The organism is Bacillus cereus ATCC 14579, assembly GCF_000007825.1.
GTDB classification, from domain to species: Bacteria; Bacillota; Bacilli; order Bacillales; family Bacillaceae_G; genus Bacillus_A; species Bacillus_A cereus.
The window spans coordinates 756,669-771,484 of record NC_004722.1 but is presented as its reverse complement, the minus strand read 5'-3'; the positions used below and the strand labels follow the sequence as shown (position 1 = coordinate 771,484).

The following is a 14,816-nucleotide window of genomic DNA, read 5'->3' as shown; positions in this document are numbered from 1 at the left end:
GCAAAAACGAGAATGTCTCATCTATTAACCTTCAATAATCTCCATCTTCTCCGTAATCGGAGTACGAGCTTTTCCTTCTGGTGCTTTATCGAAATAGCCGATATGAAGAATTCCAACGATACGTTGGCCTCTTGTTAAACCGATTCCTTCTATAAATAATGGATTGTAGTTTAATCCGCCTGATTTCCAAACACAACCTAATCCACGTTCCCAAGCAAGAAGTTGGAAGTTTTGCATAAATGCACATGTTGCAGCGTAATCTTCGTCACGCTGAATTTGACGTGGATCTTCATTCATATATACAACGATTTGTGCAGGTGTGCTTAAAAAACGATCTGATAAAATTTTACCGCGTTTCGCTCTTTCTTCTTCTGTGAAAGAGTTTAATACTGCGTCTACTAATTTCTTGCGGCCTTCTCCGATGTATAGTTTACAATTCCATGGTTCACGGTGCTTATGATTAGGTGCCCATGTTGCGTCGTTTAATAGTTCAATTAATAAATCTTTTTCTACTGCTTTATCTGTAAATGTACGTACAGAACGTCTTTCTTTAATCACATTTGCGATGGAAGTATATGTAGTCATATTTATCTCTCCCTTATTTTTATCTATATGTATAAGTTTATCGTTAGTATTGATATTGATTTTCAATTTCGATTATACCTTAGTTTTTTACTATTAATCAATGTTTTATGTTGGAAAACTTCTAAAAACGTCATTTCATGCTGTGAATAAAAAAACTTAGCTTGTTCACAAGTATTTCACATTTTATGGAAATGATATGTGTACAGTTTTCTACATTATCCATCTAGGAGGAGTTTACATGTACAAAAAAATCGCTGTTTGTATGACTATGGCAGCATTATTATGCGGGATATCCACCTTCCCTATATCCGCTGCCACGCCAAAAGAAGTAACACTGCATCACCATAACCCAATTTCAGAAGAAGAAATGCAATCGCTAGAAAAACTCGGCTATAACAAACATGAAATTTGGAAAGCTGCTCATATTGCAAGAATTAGTAATAAAGAAATAAAAGATGTTTTAGCTTACTATAAGCAAAATAAATCTTGGGAGAAAACAGCCGAGCATTTCGGTATAGATCCAAGTAAGCTGAAAAAGCATCATATGAATAAAGAAACAAAGCAAGCACTGCTACAACAGTTAGCAACTATGCAAAAATCCACACCGGATCAGCTAAAGCAAAAAATGAAAGAATATAACATCAAATTGCGTCATCTTACTGTGTTAACAATCATCTCTCAAAAAAGCAATACTCCTCTTGATGATGTATTAAAGATGAAAAAAGATGGAATGGACATTAAACAAATTGCCGAAAAATTAAATGTAAAAAGAGAAGATATACGAGCGGAAATGATGAAATTAGTGAAGTCTATTAAAGAACAAAAAACAAATTAAAATGCTAAAAAGGAAGAGCCATTCACCACTCTTCCTTTTCTTTATGAACTTTCAATTTTTAAGTATAAATTCCCGTCTTTCCCAAAAACTAACACAAGTAAATGATATATGTTAGGGGTGAGAAAATGTTCGGTTTATCATCTAAAAAATCAAAAAAGACTAATACAAAAACACTTTGTTCTATCCCAGAATTTATACAAACCATGAAAGAATCAAGCGATTTTGTCTCTTATAACATACTTAAAGATGAAACGTTGTGCTTGTTTTATTATAAATCTGTCGTGGAAGCACTTATTATTAAACAATTCATTTTAACTCCTCTAAAAAAGGAATCGGACCAGATCCAAAACATCTCTGATTTATGTAATATCATCTCTATTGAAGACATTATTACCTCCCCTTCTATTGATGATATTCGTGAAAAATTATTAGGTGGATATATTTTAATACGCTTAAAAAACAATTCGAATCCTGATCAATATGCTTTAATTCGTGCCGAAAGTACTGTTTTAGGAAAACGATTATATAACGATACAGAAAATGAGTATAGCGTAATCGGACCTAAAATCGGTTTCGTTGAAAACCTTGATACAAATATCCACTTATTACGCCGAAATATCGTAACGGAGCAACTCATTTTTAAAGAAGTTACCGTCGGATCTATATCAAAAACGAAAGTAGCAGTTGCTTATATAGAAGGAATTACAAATGAACAATTTGTCAACACAGCAATTCAACGGCTAGAAGACATTGACTTTGATGTCCCATTTGATTCAACTATGATTGAGCAATTTATTAGTGATAATAGCAATTCACCTTTTCCTGTTCTATTACCTACAGAACGATTAGATCGAGCTGTATTTGCATTAATTAACGGGGAAGTTTTAATCTTAACAGATGGCTCTCCATATGCTTTATCAGGACCAACAACGTTACTGGATTTTTTCATTTCACCAGAAGATTATTATTTACCGTGGATGATTGGATCGTTCTTTCGTATTATTCGTTTTTTCGGAGCTATATTTTCTCTTTTTTCCTCCGCTATTTATACAGCGGCTTTAACATATCATTATCAAATGATCCCTGCCGATTTACTAGGTCCTATTATTTTCTCGAGAGCTAACGTACCTTTCCCTCCTATTCTAGAAGCACTCTTTTTAGAAATTACAATTGAATTGCTCCGTGAAGCTGGAGCGCGTTTACCGACAAAAGTCGGACAAACAATCGGGATTGTTGGGGGGGTTGTAATTGGCCAAGCATCCGTGGAGGCAGCTTTGACAAGTACAATTTTATTAATTGCAGTTGCTTTATCCGCTCTTGCATCTTTCACAACACCAACAGTAAAGATGTCTTCTACTATCCGGTTGTTACGCTTTCCGCTTATTCTTTTAGCCGGTGCATTCGGAGGATTAGGCCTCGCTGTCGGATTTGTATTTATTTTAGCTCATTTAATTAAATTAAAATCGCTTGGATCACCTTATTTGTTACCTTTATATCCATTTCGTGGTTTAGGTACAGCAGAAGGTTTTCTTCGATTACCATTTAGTCAAACGGCACAAAGACCTTCTTTTCTTAGACCAAAATCAAAATGGCGCTACAATCCAAACAAATCGAAGCAAAAACGTGATGGTGAGAATGAATGAAGAAAATTTTATTGCACCTTATTATCATTATCTTCTTCATTTTACAAACTGGCTGTACACAAACGTATATAGTGGATACGCAGCGTATTATTCATGTCGCTGGATTTGACATCACTAAAAACAAAAGATTCCAAGGAACTATTCTCTTCCCAGAGTACACACATGGTGTAAAGTCTAAACCAGAAACTCAATCAACATCTGCCCGTTCACTTGAGACAATCGCTTCACGATTAAATGCAAAATCACCTCACAATGTCGTTGTAGGTCAAATGCGTGTCGTCCTATTTGGAAAGGCTCTAGGAGAACGCGGAATGGGAGAGATTATTACTAACTTACAACGTGACCCAAATATCGGGCGCGATGTACAACTAGCAATTGTAGATGGATCAGCTGAGGAACTTTTAAATTACGGAAAAAAAAATGGATCTTTATACATTGCTGATTTACTTGAACAAAATATCCGAAATGAGAACATTCCACAAACCGCATTAGACATTTTTTTATATAATTACTACTCTTCTGTATGTGATGCCTATGTCCCTTATCTTAAAATGGACGATAATCATTCCGTCGCTGTCAAAGGACTTGCTTTTTTAAAAGGCGATAAAGTCGTTATGTATACGGATAAAAGACATTCTGTTTTAGCAAAATTACTTATTAATCCTACGAAAAATGGACGTTACGAAGCAGCGATAACAAAGGATAAACATAAAGGTATGGTTGTTATACAAAACTTAGCTGGGGAAAATAAGTATGATATAGATCAAACTGGCGACATACCAAAAGTAAAAATCCATTTAAAATTAAATGGATTAATTAAAAACTCTCCAAATTGGATTGATCTAAGAAAAAAAACAAATATCAACTATATAAAAAAACAAATTGAACGAAATGTTGAAAAAGACTGTGAAGATTTAATAAAACAATTTCAAGAAAAGAAAATTGATCCTTTAGGAATACGAGATGAAATTAGAAGCCATACGAGAAAATGGAATATAAAACAAATTCGAAATATGTATCAAAATGTAGCGGTGGATATAAATTTAGATCTTAATATTGTACAATCTGGAATCGGGGAATAGTGAGGTGAAATGAGCAATGAATACAATGAATAAAACAAAAACTGTCTCTCCATATTTTGCATTTATTTTATTGCATTCTCTCCAAATCGGAATAGGAATTCTCGGATATCAACGTGTAATTTTGAAAAATGCAGGTTATGATGCTTGGATTTCTCTTATTATTGCAGGTATTGCAACTCATATTGTACTGTTTTGTATGTTAAAAATGCTTGAAAAAGACGGAGATTTAATTAGCATTCATACAACAACCTTTGGAAAATGGATTGGCTCTATATTTTCGGTAATTTTCACTCTCTATTGCTTATTATTTTGCCTTACTGTTCTTCGTACATATATGGAAGTAATACAAGTTTGGATCTTTCCTACCATTAAGTTATGGAAACTTACCCTAATGTTTTTATTGGTCACTTACTACATTATAAAAGGTGGCTTCCGTTCTGTGACAGGGATATGTTTTTGGGGTATTGTTCTTCCTATGTTCGTTGTATTCTTTTTAGTCTATCCGATGAAGTATGCACATTTCCGTAATATTTTACCTATTTTTACGCATTCCCCTTTCGACATACTTGTGTCAGCAAAACAATCTGCATTAGAATTTCTCGGATTTGAAACAATTCTTATCTTCTATCCCTTTATTGAAAAAGGAAAATCTTTAAAAAGATGGGCTCACGCAGGGATTGTTTTTAGCACTCTAATTTATGTAGTTTTAGCTATTGTATCATTTATGTATTATAGTGAAGGACAATTGAATCACACTATTTGGCCTACTTTAACGATGTTAAAAATAATTAAAGTTCCTTTTATTCAACGGTTCGAATATATTATTATTTTTGTTTGGTTTTTAATAATTTTGCCGAATCTTTGTTTAACTATTTGGTCATCATGTCAAACGATGAAGCGTTCCTTTCATATTTCATTTAAATTTACACTACCATTTTTTATTTTCATCGTTTTTACAGCTTCTTTATTTTTTAAAAATCGGGAAAGTATCAACGCATTAAATACTGTACTATCTCAAGCGGGATTGTATATTGTATACGCTTATATCCCAATTTTATTTCTAGTTCATTCGCTAAGATGGCGCTTCAAAAATCAGTCAAAAAAATCTTCAACCGATACACCTTAATCTCTGATACAATTTGATTAATACATTTGTAAAGGGGACAAGCGAATGAAAAAGTATGTATTTTCTTTACTTGCAGTACTAAGCTTAATTCTTGCTGGATGCGGAAGTACTGGTACAAATGACCAAAAATCTTCTGAATCAAAAAAAGAAGAACATGACCACGCATCGCACACTCAGCAAGCTGACATTCAAGAGAAAACAAAAGGAGTCGACACACTTCCGACCTTCCTAGATAAGCTTGATCCACAAATGAAAGATATCTACACCGTCGCTGGACAAAATGCAGAGCTATTAGATTGGATTCCATGCTATTGTGGTTGCGGCGAAAGTGTAGGACATAAAAATAATAAAAACTGCTTTATCCGTGAAATTAAAAAGAATGGTGAAGTTGTTTGGGATTCCCACGCAACGACTTGCGTCAATTGCCTAGAAATCGCAGTTGAATCTGCTTCCATGAAACAAAAAGGAAAATCAACGCTAGAAATTCGTAACTATATTGATAATAAATATAAAGAAGGCTATGGCAAACCAACACCTACGCCAATGCCAAAAGCTTAAAAAACGAGGAAACTCCTCGTTTTTTCTTTTCATTCACTTTTTTTCTTAACAAATTCTTTCAAGTGTATTTCCCCTTACTTATCACACACTATATATAACTCTCGGTAAGGAGGGTACACAGTGCAAACATATAACGACTATGATAAAGCTCTCTATTACACGTATTGCTGTAATTGGGATAAATTACTCGTTCTCATGGTTCAAACGAACGATCAATTATTTTCTAAGCGTATTGAGCATTTTTTACACGCTTATCAATACAGCAAGGAACTACCAGAAGTTGATAAACAATTGCAGCTCCTATTTCAATATATTGACCACGCATCCCAAAAGTCGCATGTAGAAGAAGTAGAACAAATTCAAATGTAAACTATAGCGCTATTCTCTTTAGGAGGGTAGCGCTTTTATTAATATTAATACTAATAAAAGTTCCCTCTTATAAAACTTTTATTGATAAACATATTTTTTCTTTCTTTTCCATACCACTTCATACTATAATTTAGTATGTAACTATTATAAGAGAGGTATAAAATATGGGACGAGAAAAAAAGCAAGAATATGCTTTACTTACCGCATGGGGAGCTTCTTTTATCGCTACACTAGGAAGTCTTTATTTTTCCGAAATCATGAAATTTGAGCCTTGTGTTCTTTGTTGGTATCAACGTATTTTTATGTATCCATTCGTTTTATGGCTTGGTATCGCTGTAGCAAAGAAAGATTATCGCATTGCAAGTTATTCTTTACCAATTGCAAGTATTGGTGCTTGTATTTCTTTATATCACTATGCAATTCAAAAAGTCGCAGCATTTTCAGCTGCTGGGGCAGCTTGTGGACGTGTACCATGTACGGGAGAATACATAAACTGGTTCGGCTTTGTGACAATCCCGTTTTTAGCACTTATCGGCTTTATTACAATCGCTGTTTGTAGCTTTATTGTCATCAAAAACAAATAAGGAGATGAAAGAATGAAAAAAATGCTTATATTTGGTGGTATTATTATCGCCTTGTTCGTGGCAATTTTTGCTGTAACACAAATGGAAGAAAAAAATGCCACTAGTCAAAAGATTGATAATCCTACTGAAAGTAAGACAAACGGTCCTGACTACTACACAAATAAAATTTCTCTTTCAGATCTTCAAAAGAACTTAAAAGAGAAAAAAGAAGAAACAGTATACTTTTATCAAACATCTTGCGTTCATTGCCAAAAATTATCTCCTGTCCTAGTGCCAATGGCTAAAGACTTAAACGTTGATATGAAAGTTATGGATATTGAAAAATTAGATGCTCCTTGGGATGAATATAAAATTCAAGGTACACCAACAATCATTCATTTTAAAGATGGCAAAGAAGTGAGCCGTATTAGCGGTGAACAGCCGAAAGACAAATTAAAAGAATGGCTTGAGCAAACGAAAAAGTAACGAGAAAAGGAAACTCCTTCTACACATGAAATGGGCGTAAAATCCCACACTAATGTATAAGGAGGGGGTTTTATGCCAGAAGTAAGATGTTCTGTTTCCAACTGTTCTTTTTGGGGACACGGTAACTTTTGTCAAGCAAGTGCGATCATCGTTCAGCCTGATGCAGATGAAACTGGTCAAACTGAAAATGATTCATATACAGCTTCTGTTTTAACAAACGAAACGCTAGAAAGTTCTGTAGCAACGAGTGTAGAGACTTGTTGTCATACATTTAAGCCTAGATATTAACAATTATTCCACCTCATATACGTGAGGTGGTTTTTTCTTTCTCTCTTCTTGTTTACGTCATCTCTAATTCTCCCTATAATAAAGTTAACATTTTTATGAATACGAAGGTGAAATACTATGGCTAAAACAATTGCAGATATCGCCAAATTGGCTGGAGTTGCAAAAAGCACAGTCTCTCGTTACTTAAACGGCGGATATGTAAGTGATAAAACAAAACTTAAAATCGAAGGTATTATTCAGGAAACAAATTTCTCTCCCAATACATTTGCTCAAAGTTTAAAAGCAAAAACAACAAATTTAATTGGTGTCATCATCCCCCGATTAGACTCCTTCGCTACAATGAAAACACTTATCGGGATCGATAAAACATTACAGGAAAATAACTATCAAATGCTTGTAGCAAATGCAAATCAAACAACTGGAACTGAAATACAAGCAATTGAAAACTTTATAAAACAAAAGGTAGCTGGCATTATTTTATTAACAAAAACATTAACGAATGAACATCAAAAAATTATGGCTAATTCAAACATCCCTATTTTATTCGTCGGGCAAGAATATAAAGATCAATATTGCCTCGTTCACGATGATTATGATGCAGCTTATGAGTTAGGGGCATACGTTTTATCGCAAGGCCATCGACATATTGCCTATTTAGGGATAGAAAAAGATGATATTTCTGTTGGAATAAATCGAAAAAATGGTTTTCAAAAAGCAATTGAAAATTTAGAACCGACTTGCAACGTTTCATATTACGAAACAACTTTCCGCATAGAAGATGCCATGAAACAAGTACAACATATTTTAGATAATAATCGCCCAACTCTTATCGTATGTGCTACAGATAACATCGCTCTTGGCGCAATGAAAGTCATTCACTCCCACTCTCTTTCTGTACCAGGTGATATTTCTGTAACAGGATTCGGTGGATATGATATTTCAGAAATGGTACACCCTAGTTTAACGACAATTGCGTTTGACTATGAGTATGCTGGAAAGCTTGCTGCCACTTCTCTTTCACAGCTTGTTGAAAACAAAACTATACCAAAAATATTACACTCCCGTTATACATTAAAAATCCAAGAAAGCGTTGACAAAATATAAAGGCGCTCTATAATAAAATTAAAACCGGTTCCACATTTTAAAAACAGGATTTTCAACATCATTTCCCTGTTTTTTATTTTAACTTATTGCGGAACCGGTTCCATAAAAGAGAATTTATAGTAAGGGGGAATTTTTATGGATATGAAACAAATTGCAACTCAAGTAATACAGAATATTGGTGGAAAGGAAAACATTGTTCGTGCCACACATTGCGCGACTCGCCTTCGTCTTATATTAAAGGATGATACGAAAATAAACGCTGCAGAAATCGAAAACATCGATGGAGTAAAAGGTGCTTTTGCAACGACCGAGCAATATCAAATTATTTTTGGAACTGGCATAGTAAACAAAGTATATGATGAATTCTCAAAACTAATTGGAATAGCCGAACTAGATTCTACAACATCAAACGATATACCTAAGAAAAAAATGAATCCTATCGCCCGCCTAGCAAAGACACTATCTAATATTTTTGTTCCAATTATTCCAGCTATCGTTGCAAGCGGTTTACTTATGGGTCTACTCGGAATGTTGAAAGCGTTTAAATTAGTTCCTGGAGATCACTCACTTATCCAATTACTTGATATGTTCTCAAGTGCAGCTTTCATCATTTTACCCATTTTAATTGGAGTTAGTGCCGCTAAAGAATTTGGTGGAAACATTTTCTTAGGTGCAGTTGTTGGTGGTATATTAACTCACCCAAGCTTAACAAATCCTTGGACTCTTTCAAATGCAAAACCCACAGTTTTACATTTCCTTGGTATGGATATTGATATGATTGGCTATCAAGGTACTGTTTTACCTATTTTATTATGTGTATATGTTATGAGTACAATTGAAAAAGAACTTCGAAAACGTGTTCCGAACTCTTTAGATTTATTAGTTACACCATTCTTAACAATTATTATAACTGGCTTTTTATCACTTATTATTATCGGACCAATTGGATATAAAATCGGTGACGGCATTACGTACCTTTTAAATACAATTTATCAATTTGCAGGACCAGTAGCTGGACTTATATTCGGTGGATTGTATTCAACAATTGTTCTTACTGGCTTACATCATAGCTTCCACGCTATTGAAGCGGGCTTACTCGCAAATAAAGATATCGGTGTCAATTTCTTACTCCCTATTTGGTCAATGGCGAACGTTGCACAGGGCGGTGCTACTTTAGCTGTCTATTTCAAAACAAAAAACAAAAAAACGAAAGAAATTGCAATTCCAGCAGCAGCTTCAGCATTTTTAGGAATTACAGAACCAGCTATTTTTGGTGTTAATTTAAAACTTGGTAAACCATTTATTGCAGCAGCTATTGGCGGCGCAATTGGAGGCGCTTACGTTGTTTGGATGCAAGTAGCGGCTAATGCATACGGTTTAACAGGTATTCCGATGCTTACAATTGTTGCACCTCTTGGCATGATGAACATGATTCACTATATAATTGGTTTCGCTATTGCAGTTATCACTGCTTTTGTTGCCACATTCATTTTATATAAAGAAAGTAAATAATAACGGGGTGAAAACCTATGTCAAAATATAAAACAATACTGCAATCTAATAAAGACGAATTACATTCTTTATATGAAATTGCAAACCAAGATTCATGGAAACCAATTTATCATATCCACCCACCATTTGGATTAATGAATGATCCTAACGGTGTATCATACTACAATGATGAATATCACGTTTTTTATCAGTGGTATCCATTTGGTCCCATTCATGGAATGAAGCATTGGGGGCATGTGAGGTCAAAAGACCTTATTAACTGGGAGCGTATGCCTGTAGCCATCATCCCTACTGAAAGCTATGAATCACACGGTGCATATTCTGGTAGTGCTATCGTAAAAGATGGCCTTCTTCATCTACTTTATACAGGGAATATAAAAAAGCCTGATGATTCCCGTGATGCAAAACAATGTATGGCATCAATGGATTCACAATATACGATGACGAAATATAGTAATAATCCTGTTATTGATATAATTCCTGACGGATATACAAAACATGTACGTGATCCAAAAGTCTGGAAACATAATGATATGTACTATATGTTACTCGGTGCCCAACGTGAAAATAAAACAGGAACTCTATTACTATACAAATCACAAGACCTATACAATTGGCATTTCCAAGGCGAAATTACAACAAACTTAAAAGAATTCGGATTTATGTGGGAATGCCCCGATTACTTCCAATTATCAGGGAAAGATGTACTTCTCTTTTCACCGCAAGGAATTGAAAAAGACGGAGAAAACTTTCACAATGTATACAATGTCGTTTATGCTATAGGCCATTTCGATATTAAAAATTTATATTTCCATGTTGATTCCTATTACGAAGCTGATAAAGGATTCGATTTTTATGCCCCTCAAACTTTAGAAGACTCTACTAGTCGTCGCCTATTGTTTGCTTGGGCAGGATCAAGTGAAATCACATATCCTTCTGATGATTATATGTGGGCTCATTGCCTAACACTTCCACGTGAATTAACATTAGAAGATAACATCTTAAAACAAAAACCAGTTTCAGAATTAACAAAACTACGAACAACAAAAAAAGACATTTCAGGAGATATAACAGCTGGATTAAATGTATTATCAACGCTTGATGATGAAGACTCCTATGAATTAATTGTTACACTTAAAACAGAAGATGCAAAACGTTTTGGTCTTTCTCTCTTCCACAATGAGGAGGAATGTTTCCCCATTACATTTAATCGGGAACAAGGTACTATTTCTATAGACAGGGGCAACTTCTACCATCAATTTGGCGGAGAATATGGATTTGAACGCTGTAAAAAAATCGATATTCAAGATACGATAGAACTACAAATATTTGTAGATAAAAGCATCGTGGAAATTTTCTTATACGATGGTTCAACAGTCTTTACGTCCCGAGTTTTTCCTCGAAAAGACATGAAACATCATATCGCAATCTTTTCAGATGCAAAACTAAACTTTACCATCACACAATATAAGCTGAAAAGAGGGATTGTATGAGAAATGTCTTTTGTATAGGTGAACTATTAATTGATTTTGTGTGCCGAAATACTAATGTTTCTTTAGTAAACGGTTCAGATTTCGAAAAAAAAGCTGGTGGAGCACCCGCTAACGTTGCTGCTGCGATTACAAAATTAGGTGGACACGCTACATTTATGGGGCAAGTAGGAAACGACCCATTTGGTGAGTTTCTTGAACAAACTTTACAGCGTGCGCAAGTCGATACATCCATGCTCATAAAAGATAAACAAACAACACTTGCATTCGTATCCATCGATCAAGATGGCGAACGTGATTTTACTTTTATGCGTGGTGCAGATGGTGAATATCAATTCAATAGCATTGATTTATCAAAAATACAAACGAATGATTTAATACATTTCGGTTCAGCGACAGCTTTACTATCAAGCCCATTAAAAGAAACGTATTTTCAGTTGTTACAATATGCGAAAGATAAAGGCCATTTCATTTCTTTTGATCCAAATTATCGAAGTGCACTCATTACAAATACAGAACAATTCTCTCAAGATTGTCTAACCTTTATAAAACATGCACACTTCGTAAAAGTAAGTCAAGAGGAAGCTACTATGCTCTCTAAAGAGAGTGATTTACAACAAGCTGCACTCAAATTATTAAATTATGGCGCAAAAGTAGTAGCTATTACACTTGGAAAAGACGGTACCCTTCTTGCGACAAATGAAGGTCAAACTATTGTCTCTTCTATTTCCATTCAACAAGTCGATACAACTGGTGCTGGTGACGCTTTCGTTGGAGCAATGTTATATCAGATTGCCCAAAGTGAACATACACTTTCGTATCATTTCAAAGACTTAACAGCATTTATCTCCTTTGCAAATAAAGTAGGCGCTATCACATGTACAAATTACGGTGCAATTGCCTCTCTTCCATCATTAACAGATATAAAAGCATACGATTAATCGTATGCTTTTTTTACATTCCTCTCCAAAAATCATGCATAATAAAAAAGTACAAAATAACGAGAACGGCCGTCCCGCATAGGGTAATGCGCCGATATATACTCTTCTCTCCTTCCCTCGCTTTCACAAACGCCCAAATAAATCCGAAGAATAATATTAAATCAACATATGGAACATAAAAAGAAAAGACGAGAAACGCATATAAATACACGATAAATAAACAGGTCGTTACTAAGAAAACTTTAAACGCAAATTCACTTTTCATAATATAACCGCCCCCTATCTGTACTGTATTATATTCAGCAAAATACAATAGTTGCAGTTAAACTCCAAGTATAAATAAGCTACCGTCTATAATACGGTAGCCATTACGGAACATTGTATTTCCGTTTATATATATTACTTAAAATCGAAGAAGGAATTTGCTCGTAACGAACTTTCTCTCCTGTTTCATCTATAATATACGAATTGTTTCCTATATAATATATTCCATCTTTTCGTTTTGAGTACACTGGATATCTTTCATTTGGCAATACCGTTTTCACTTTCGTTAACTGTCCATTTGGTTCTTGCCAATATATATCCGCGCGGTCTACTAACGTAAGTACTCCAATTTGTTCTTTTTCTATTTTTCGACCATTCCAGCTCACAACGCGATAACCAAGTTTATTCGCTTCATATTCGGGGCTCGTATGAAAACGAGAAATGATTACTTTTGTTTGTAATTGTACTCGGTCATATAACCATTGTATATCCCTGTCATGCATACGAATACAGCCATTTGATTCCCTACTTCCAATCGTCCATTCCCGGTTCGTCCCGTGAATTGCATATTCATTCTTATCTAGTCCAAGCCACCTCGTACCAAGAGGGTTATTCGGTGCACCCCCAGGTATTTTTTTTCGATGGTATTCTTTATTTTTAAATTTAGTTATAATACAAAAATTACCTTCAGGCGTAGGTGTACGATCTCTTCCAGTCGTTACTGGAAATGTTTTTGTGTAATTTCCATTTTCAAAAAAAGACAACTGGTTCGTCGTAAGATTTACTAATATTAAATGATCTGTATTAGCAAAAGCACTAACCGGTAGGATGAAAAATAATAGTATGATGAAACATAACTTTTTCAGCTATATCCCCCCTAGCGCTCCCTATAATAAGTGGAATTAACATTACTTTGCTCTTATAAATGAAAACTATCCATTTACAATAACGCCCCCATTTACATGTATCATTTGCCCAGTAACATAGGATGAATCACCAGATGCCAAGTATACGTATGCCGGCGCTAATTCATATGGTTGACCAGGCCGTTGCATCGGGACATTGCTCCCAAACTGAGAGACTTTCTTCTCATCAAAGCTCGATGGAATAAGCGGTGTCCAAATCGGGCCTGGTGCAACACCATTTACCCGAATCCCTTTTTGCACTAACGATTGAGAAAGTGATCTTGTAAAAGCTACGATTGCTCCTTTCGTTGCGGAATAATCAATTAACGTTTCATTTCCTTCATATGCAACGATAGATGCCGTATTTATAATGACATCCCCTTTCTTCAAATGAGAAAGGGCTGCTTTCGTAACGTGAAAATAAGAAAAAATATTAATACGAAATGTTTTTTCTAGCTGTTCTGCTGTAATATACTCTAGCCCTTGCTGCGGATATTGCTGTGCAACGTTATTCACTAAAATATTTAAACTACCTAACTGCCGGGCGGTTTCTTCCACAATATCTTTACAATGCTGTTCATTACTCAAATCCCCCGGCAACAATACACACTTTACACCTTCTTTTTCAACACGTTGTTTCGTCTCATTTGCATCTTCTTCCTCATCTAAATAAGCAATCGCAACATTTGCTCCCTCTTTTGCAAAAGCGATGGAAACTGCTCGTCCAATTCCGCTATCTCCTCCCGTAATTAACACATTCTTCCCTTTTAACTTTTCACTTCCTTTATAGTTTGCATCTTCAAACTGCGGAAGGGGGCTCATTAATGATTCAATACCTGGCTGCTTATTTTGATGTTGCGCAGGCATTGTTATAAAGTTTTTTTGCTGTGGCATAGCTGCTTTCAACTCCTTTTCCTTAGCATGTGCACAATAAAAAGCTGAAATTCACACATCGTTTTACGATTAATATTCGAATTTAAGACACAAAATATGAATTGTTATAAACTTTTTATGCAAAACTATTGCAAAATAGATAAAAAACGAATATTATATATAACTGTTGTG

Annotated in this window: 17 protein-coding genes; 13 read left to right on the top strand and 4 right to left on the bottom strand. The window is 34.8% G+C overall.

Translation table 11 applies throughout. The annotated features are described in order from the left end of the window. Window positions 1-24 precede the first annotated feature (24 nt). A complete protein-coding gene (locus BC_RS03960) occupies window positions 25-585 on the bottom strand; it encodes a nitroreductase family protein (protein WP_000214821.1) in 561 nt (186 codons plus the stop codon). Window positions 586-823: 238 nt separating this feature from the next. Here BC_RS03960 and BC_RS03955 point away from each other — a divergent pair, with 238 nt between their 5' ends. The 13 genes from BC_RS03955 to BC_RS03895 all read left to right on the top strand — a co-directional run bounded on the left by BC_RS03955 (window position 824) and on the right by BC_RS03895 (window position 12,582). Beyond that, window positions 824-1,420 carry a hypothetical protein gene (locus BC_RS03955; protein ID WP_000276964.1) on the top strand — a complete coding sequence of 199 codons (597 nt, stop codon included), beginning with the start codon at window positions 824-826 and terminating at the stop codon, window positions 1,418-1,420. 125 nt (window positions 1,421-1,545) lie between these two features. Beyond that, a complete protein-coding gene (locus tag BC_RS03950; RefSeq protein ID WP_000467497.1) occupies window positions 1,546-3,063 on the top strand; it encodes a spore germination protein in 1,518 nt (505 codons plus the stop codon). Then, complete coding sequence (locus BC_RS03945; RefSeq protein WP_000722252.1) at window positions 3,060-4,145, top strand: Ger(x)C family spore germination protein; 1,086 nt, start codon at window positions 3,060-3,062, stop codon at window positions 4,143-4,145. The genes BC_RS03950 and BC_RS03945 overlap by 4 nt, the downstream gene beginning before the upstream one ends. A 16-nt stretch (window positions 4,146-4,161) precedes the next feature. After that, window positions 4,162-5,271, top strand: a complete 1,110-nt coding sequence (locus tag BC_RS03940) for a GerAB/ArcD/ProY family transporter (protein WP_001095034.1) — start codon at window positions 4,162-4,164, stop codon at window positions 5,269-5,271. Window positions 5,272-5,316: 45 nt separating this feature from the next. Then, window positions 5,317-5,829: a PCYCGC domain-containing protein gene (locus tag BC_RS03935; protein ID WP_000761026.1), complete on the top strand. Its 513-nt coding sequence runs from the start codon at window positions 5,317-5,319 to the stop codon at window positions 5,827-5,829. A gap of 120 nt (window positions 5,830-5,949) precedes the next feature. Further along, entirely contained in the window at window positions 5,950-6,198 is a 249-nt protein-coding gene (locus BC_RS03930) for a YhdB family protein (protein ID WP_001195459.1), read from the top strand. 164 nt (window positions 6,199-6,362) lie between these two features. Next, on the top strand, window positions 6,363-6,782 hold the full coding sequence (locus BC_RS03925) for a disulfide oxidoreductase (RefSeq protein ID WP_000532263.1): 420 nt from the start codon (window positions 6,363-6,365) through the stop codon (window positions 6,780-6,782). 12 nt (window positions 6,783-6,794) lie between these two features. Continuing rightward, the gene (locus tag BC_RS03920) at window positions 6,795-7,247 is read left to right on the top strand and encodes a thioredoxin family protein (RefSeq protein ID WP_000738450.1); all 453 of its coding nucleotides are present in this window, start codon (window positions 6,795-6,797) and stop codon (window positions 7,245-7,247) included. Between the two features lie 72 nt (window positions 7,248-7,319). Then, on the top strand, window positions 7,320-7,535 hold the full coding sequence (locus BC_RS03915) for a DUF1540 domain-containing protein (RefSeq protein ID WP_001115477.1): 216 nt from the start codon (window positions 7,320-7,322) through the stop codon (window positions 7,533-7,535). Between the two features lie 117 nt (window positions 7,536-7,652). Beyond that, a complete protein-coding gene (locus BC_RS03910) occupies window positions 7,653-8,639 on the top strand; it encodes a LacI family DNA-binding transcriptional regulator (RefSeq protein ID WP_001140402.1) in 987 nt (328 codons plus the stop codon). Window positions 8,640-8,774: 135 nt separating this feature from the next. Continuing rightward, window positions 8,775-10,151, top strand: a complete 1,377-nt coding sequence (locus BC_RS03905; RefSeq protein WP_000367320.1) for a sucrose-specific PTS transporter subunit IIBC — start codon at window positions 8,775-8,777, stop codon at window positions 10,149-10,151. A gap of 17 nt (window positions 10,152-10,168) precedes the next feature. Further along, a complete protein-coding gene (gene scrB, locus BC_RS03900; RefSeq protein ID WP_000049747.1) occupies window positions 10,169-11,644 on the top strand; it encodes a beta-fructofuranosidase in 1,476 nt (491 codons plus the stop codon). After that, on the top strand, window positions 11,641-12,582 hold the full coding sequence (locus tag BC_RS03895; protein ID WP_001246640.1) for a carbohydrate kinase family protein: 942 nt from the start codon (window positions 11,641-11,643) through the stop codon (window positions 12,580-12,582). Before scrB ends, BC_RS03895 begins: the two co-directional genes overlap by 4 nt. 13 nt (window positions 12,583-12,595) lie before the next feature. Here BC_RS03895 and BC_RS03890 read toward each other — a convergent pair whose 3' ends face one another. From BC_RS03890 to BC_RS03880, 3 genes are all read right to left on the bottom strand, one after another. Further along, entirely contained in the window at window positions 12,596-12,847 is a 252-nt protein-coding gene (locus tag BC_RS03890; RefSeq protein ID WP_000834195.1) for a hypothetical protein, read from the bottom strand. A 103-nt stretch (window positions 12,848-12,950) separates the two neighbouring features. Further along, window positions 12,951-13,712 (bottom strand): L,D-transpeptidase, encoded by a 762-nt coding sequence (locus BC_RS03885; RefSeq protein WP_025921749.1) that lies wholly within the window; start codon window positions 13,710-13,712, stop codon window positions 12,951-12,953. Window positions 13,713-13,778: 66 nt separating this feature from the next. Further along, window positions 13,779-14,645, bottom strand: coding sequence for an SDR family oxidoreductase (locus tag BC_RS03880; RefSeq protein WP_001136261.1), 867 nt, complete (start codon window positions 14,643-14,645; stop codon window positions 13,779-13,781). Window positions 14,646-14,816: the final 171 nt, after the last annotated feature.

Bases quoted from the DNA above. Each gene is read 5' to 3' on its own strand.
- BC_RS03895 (WP_001246640.1), top strand. From the start codon at position 11,641: ATGAGAAATGTCTTTTGTATAGGTGAACTATTAATTGATTTTGTGTGC.
- BC_RS03940 (WP_001095034.1), top strand. From the start codon at position 4,162: ATGAATACAATGAATAAAACAAAAACTGTCTCTCCATATTTTGCATTT.
- BC_RS03925 (WP_000532263.1), top strand. From the start codon at position 6,363: ATGGGACGAGAAAAAAAGCAAGAATATGCTTTACTTACCGCATGGGGA.
- BC_RS03945 (WP_000722252.1), top strand. From the start codon at position 3,060: ATGAAGAAAATTTTATTGCACCTTATTATCATTATCTTCTTCATTTTA.
- BC_RS03935 (WP_000761026.1), top strand. From the start codon at position 5,317: ATGAAAAAGTATGTATTTTCTTTACTTGCAGTACTAAGCTTAATTCTT.
- BC_RS03880 (WP_001136261.1), bottom strand. From the start codon at position 14,645: ATGCCACAGCAAAAAAACTTTATAACAATGCCTGCGCAACATCAAAAT.
- BC_RS03960 (WP_000214821.1), bottom strand. From the start codon at position 585: ATGACTACATATACTTCCATCGCAAATGTGATTAAAGAAAGACGTTCT.
- BC_RS03955 (WP_000276964.1), top strand. From the start codon at position 824: ATGTACAAAAAAATCGCTGTTTGTATGACTATGGCAGCATTATTATGC.
- BC_RS03950 (WP_000467497.1), top strand. From the start codon at position 1,546: ATGTTCGGTTTATCATCTAAAAAATCAAAAAAGACTAATACAAAAACA.
- BC_RS03910 (WP_001140402.1), top strand. From the start codon at position 7,653: ATGGCTAAAACAATTGCAGATATCGCCAAATTGGCTGGAGTTGCAAAA.
- scrB (WP_000049747.1), top strand. From the start codon at position 10,169: ATGTCAAAATATAAAACAATACTGCAATCTAATAAAGACGAATTACAT.
- BC_RS03890 (WP_000834195.1), bottom strand. From the start codon at position 12,847: ATGAAAAGTGAATTTGCGTTTAAAGTTTTCTTAGTAACGACCTGTTTA.
- BC_RS03920 (WP_000738450.1), top strand. From the start codon at position 6,795: ATGAAAAAAATGCTTATATTTGGTGGTATTATTATCGCCTTGTTCGTG.
- BC_RS03905 (WP_000367320.1), top strand. From the start codon at position 8,775: ATGGATATGAAACAAATTGCAACTCAAGTAATACAGAATATTGGTGGA.
- BC_RS03915 (WP_001115477.1), top strand. From the start codon at position 7,320: ATGCCAGAAGTAAGATGTTCTGTTTCCAACTGTTCTTTTTGGGGACAC.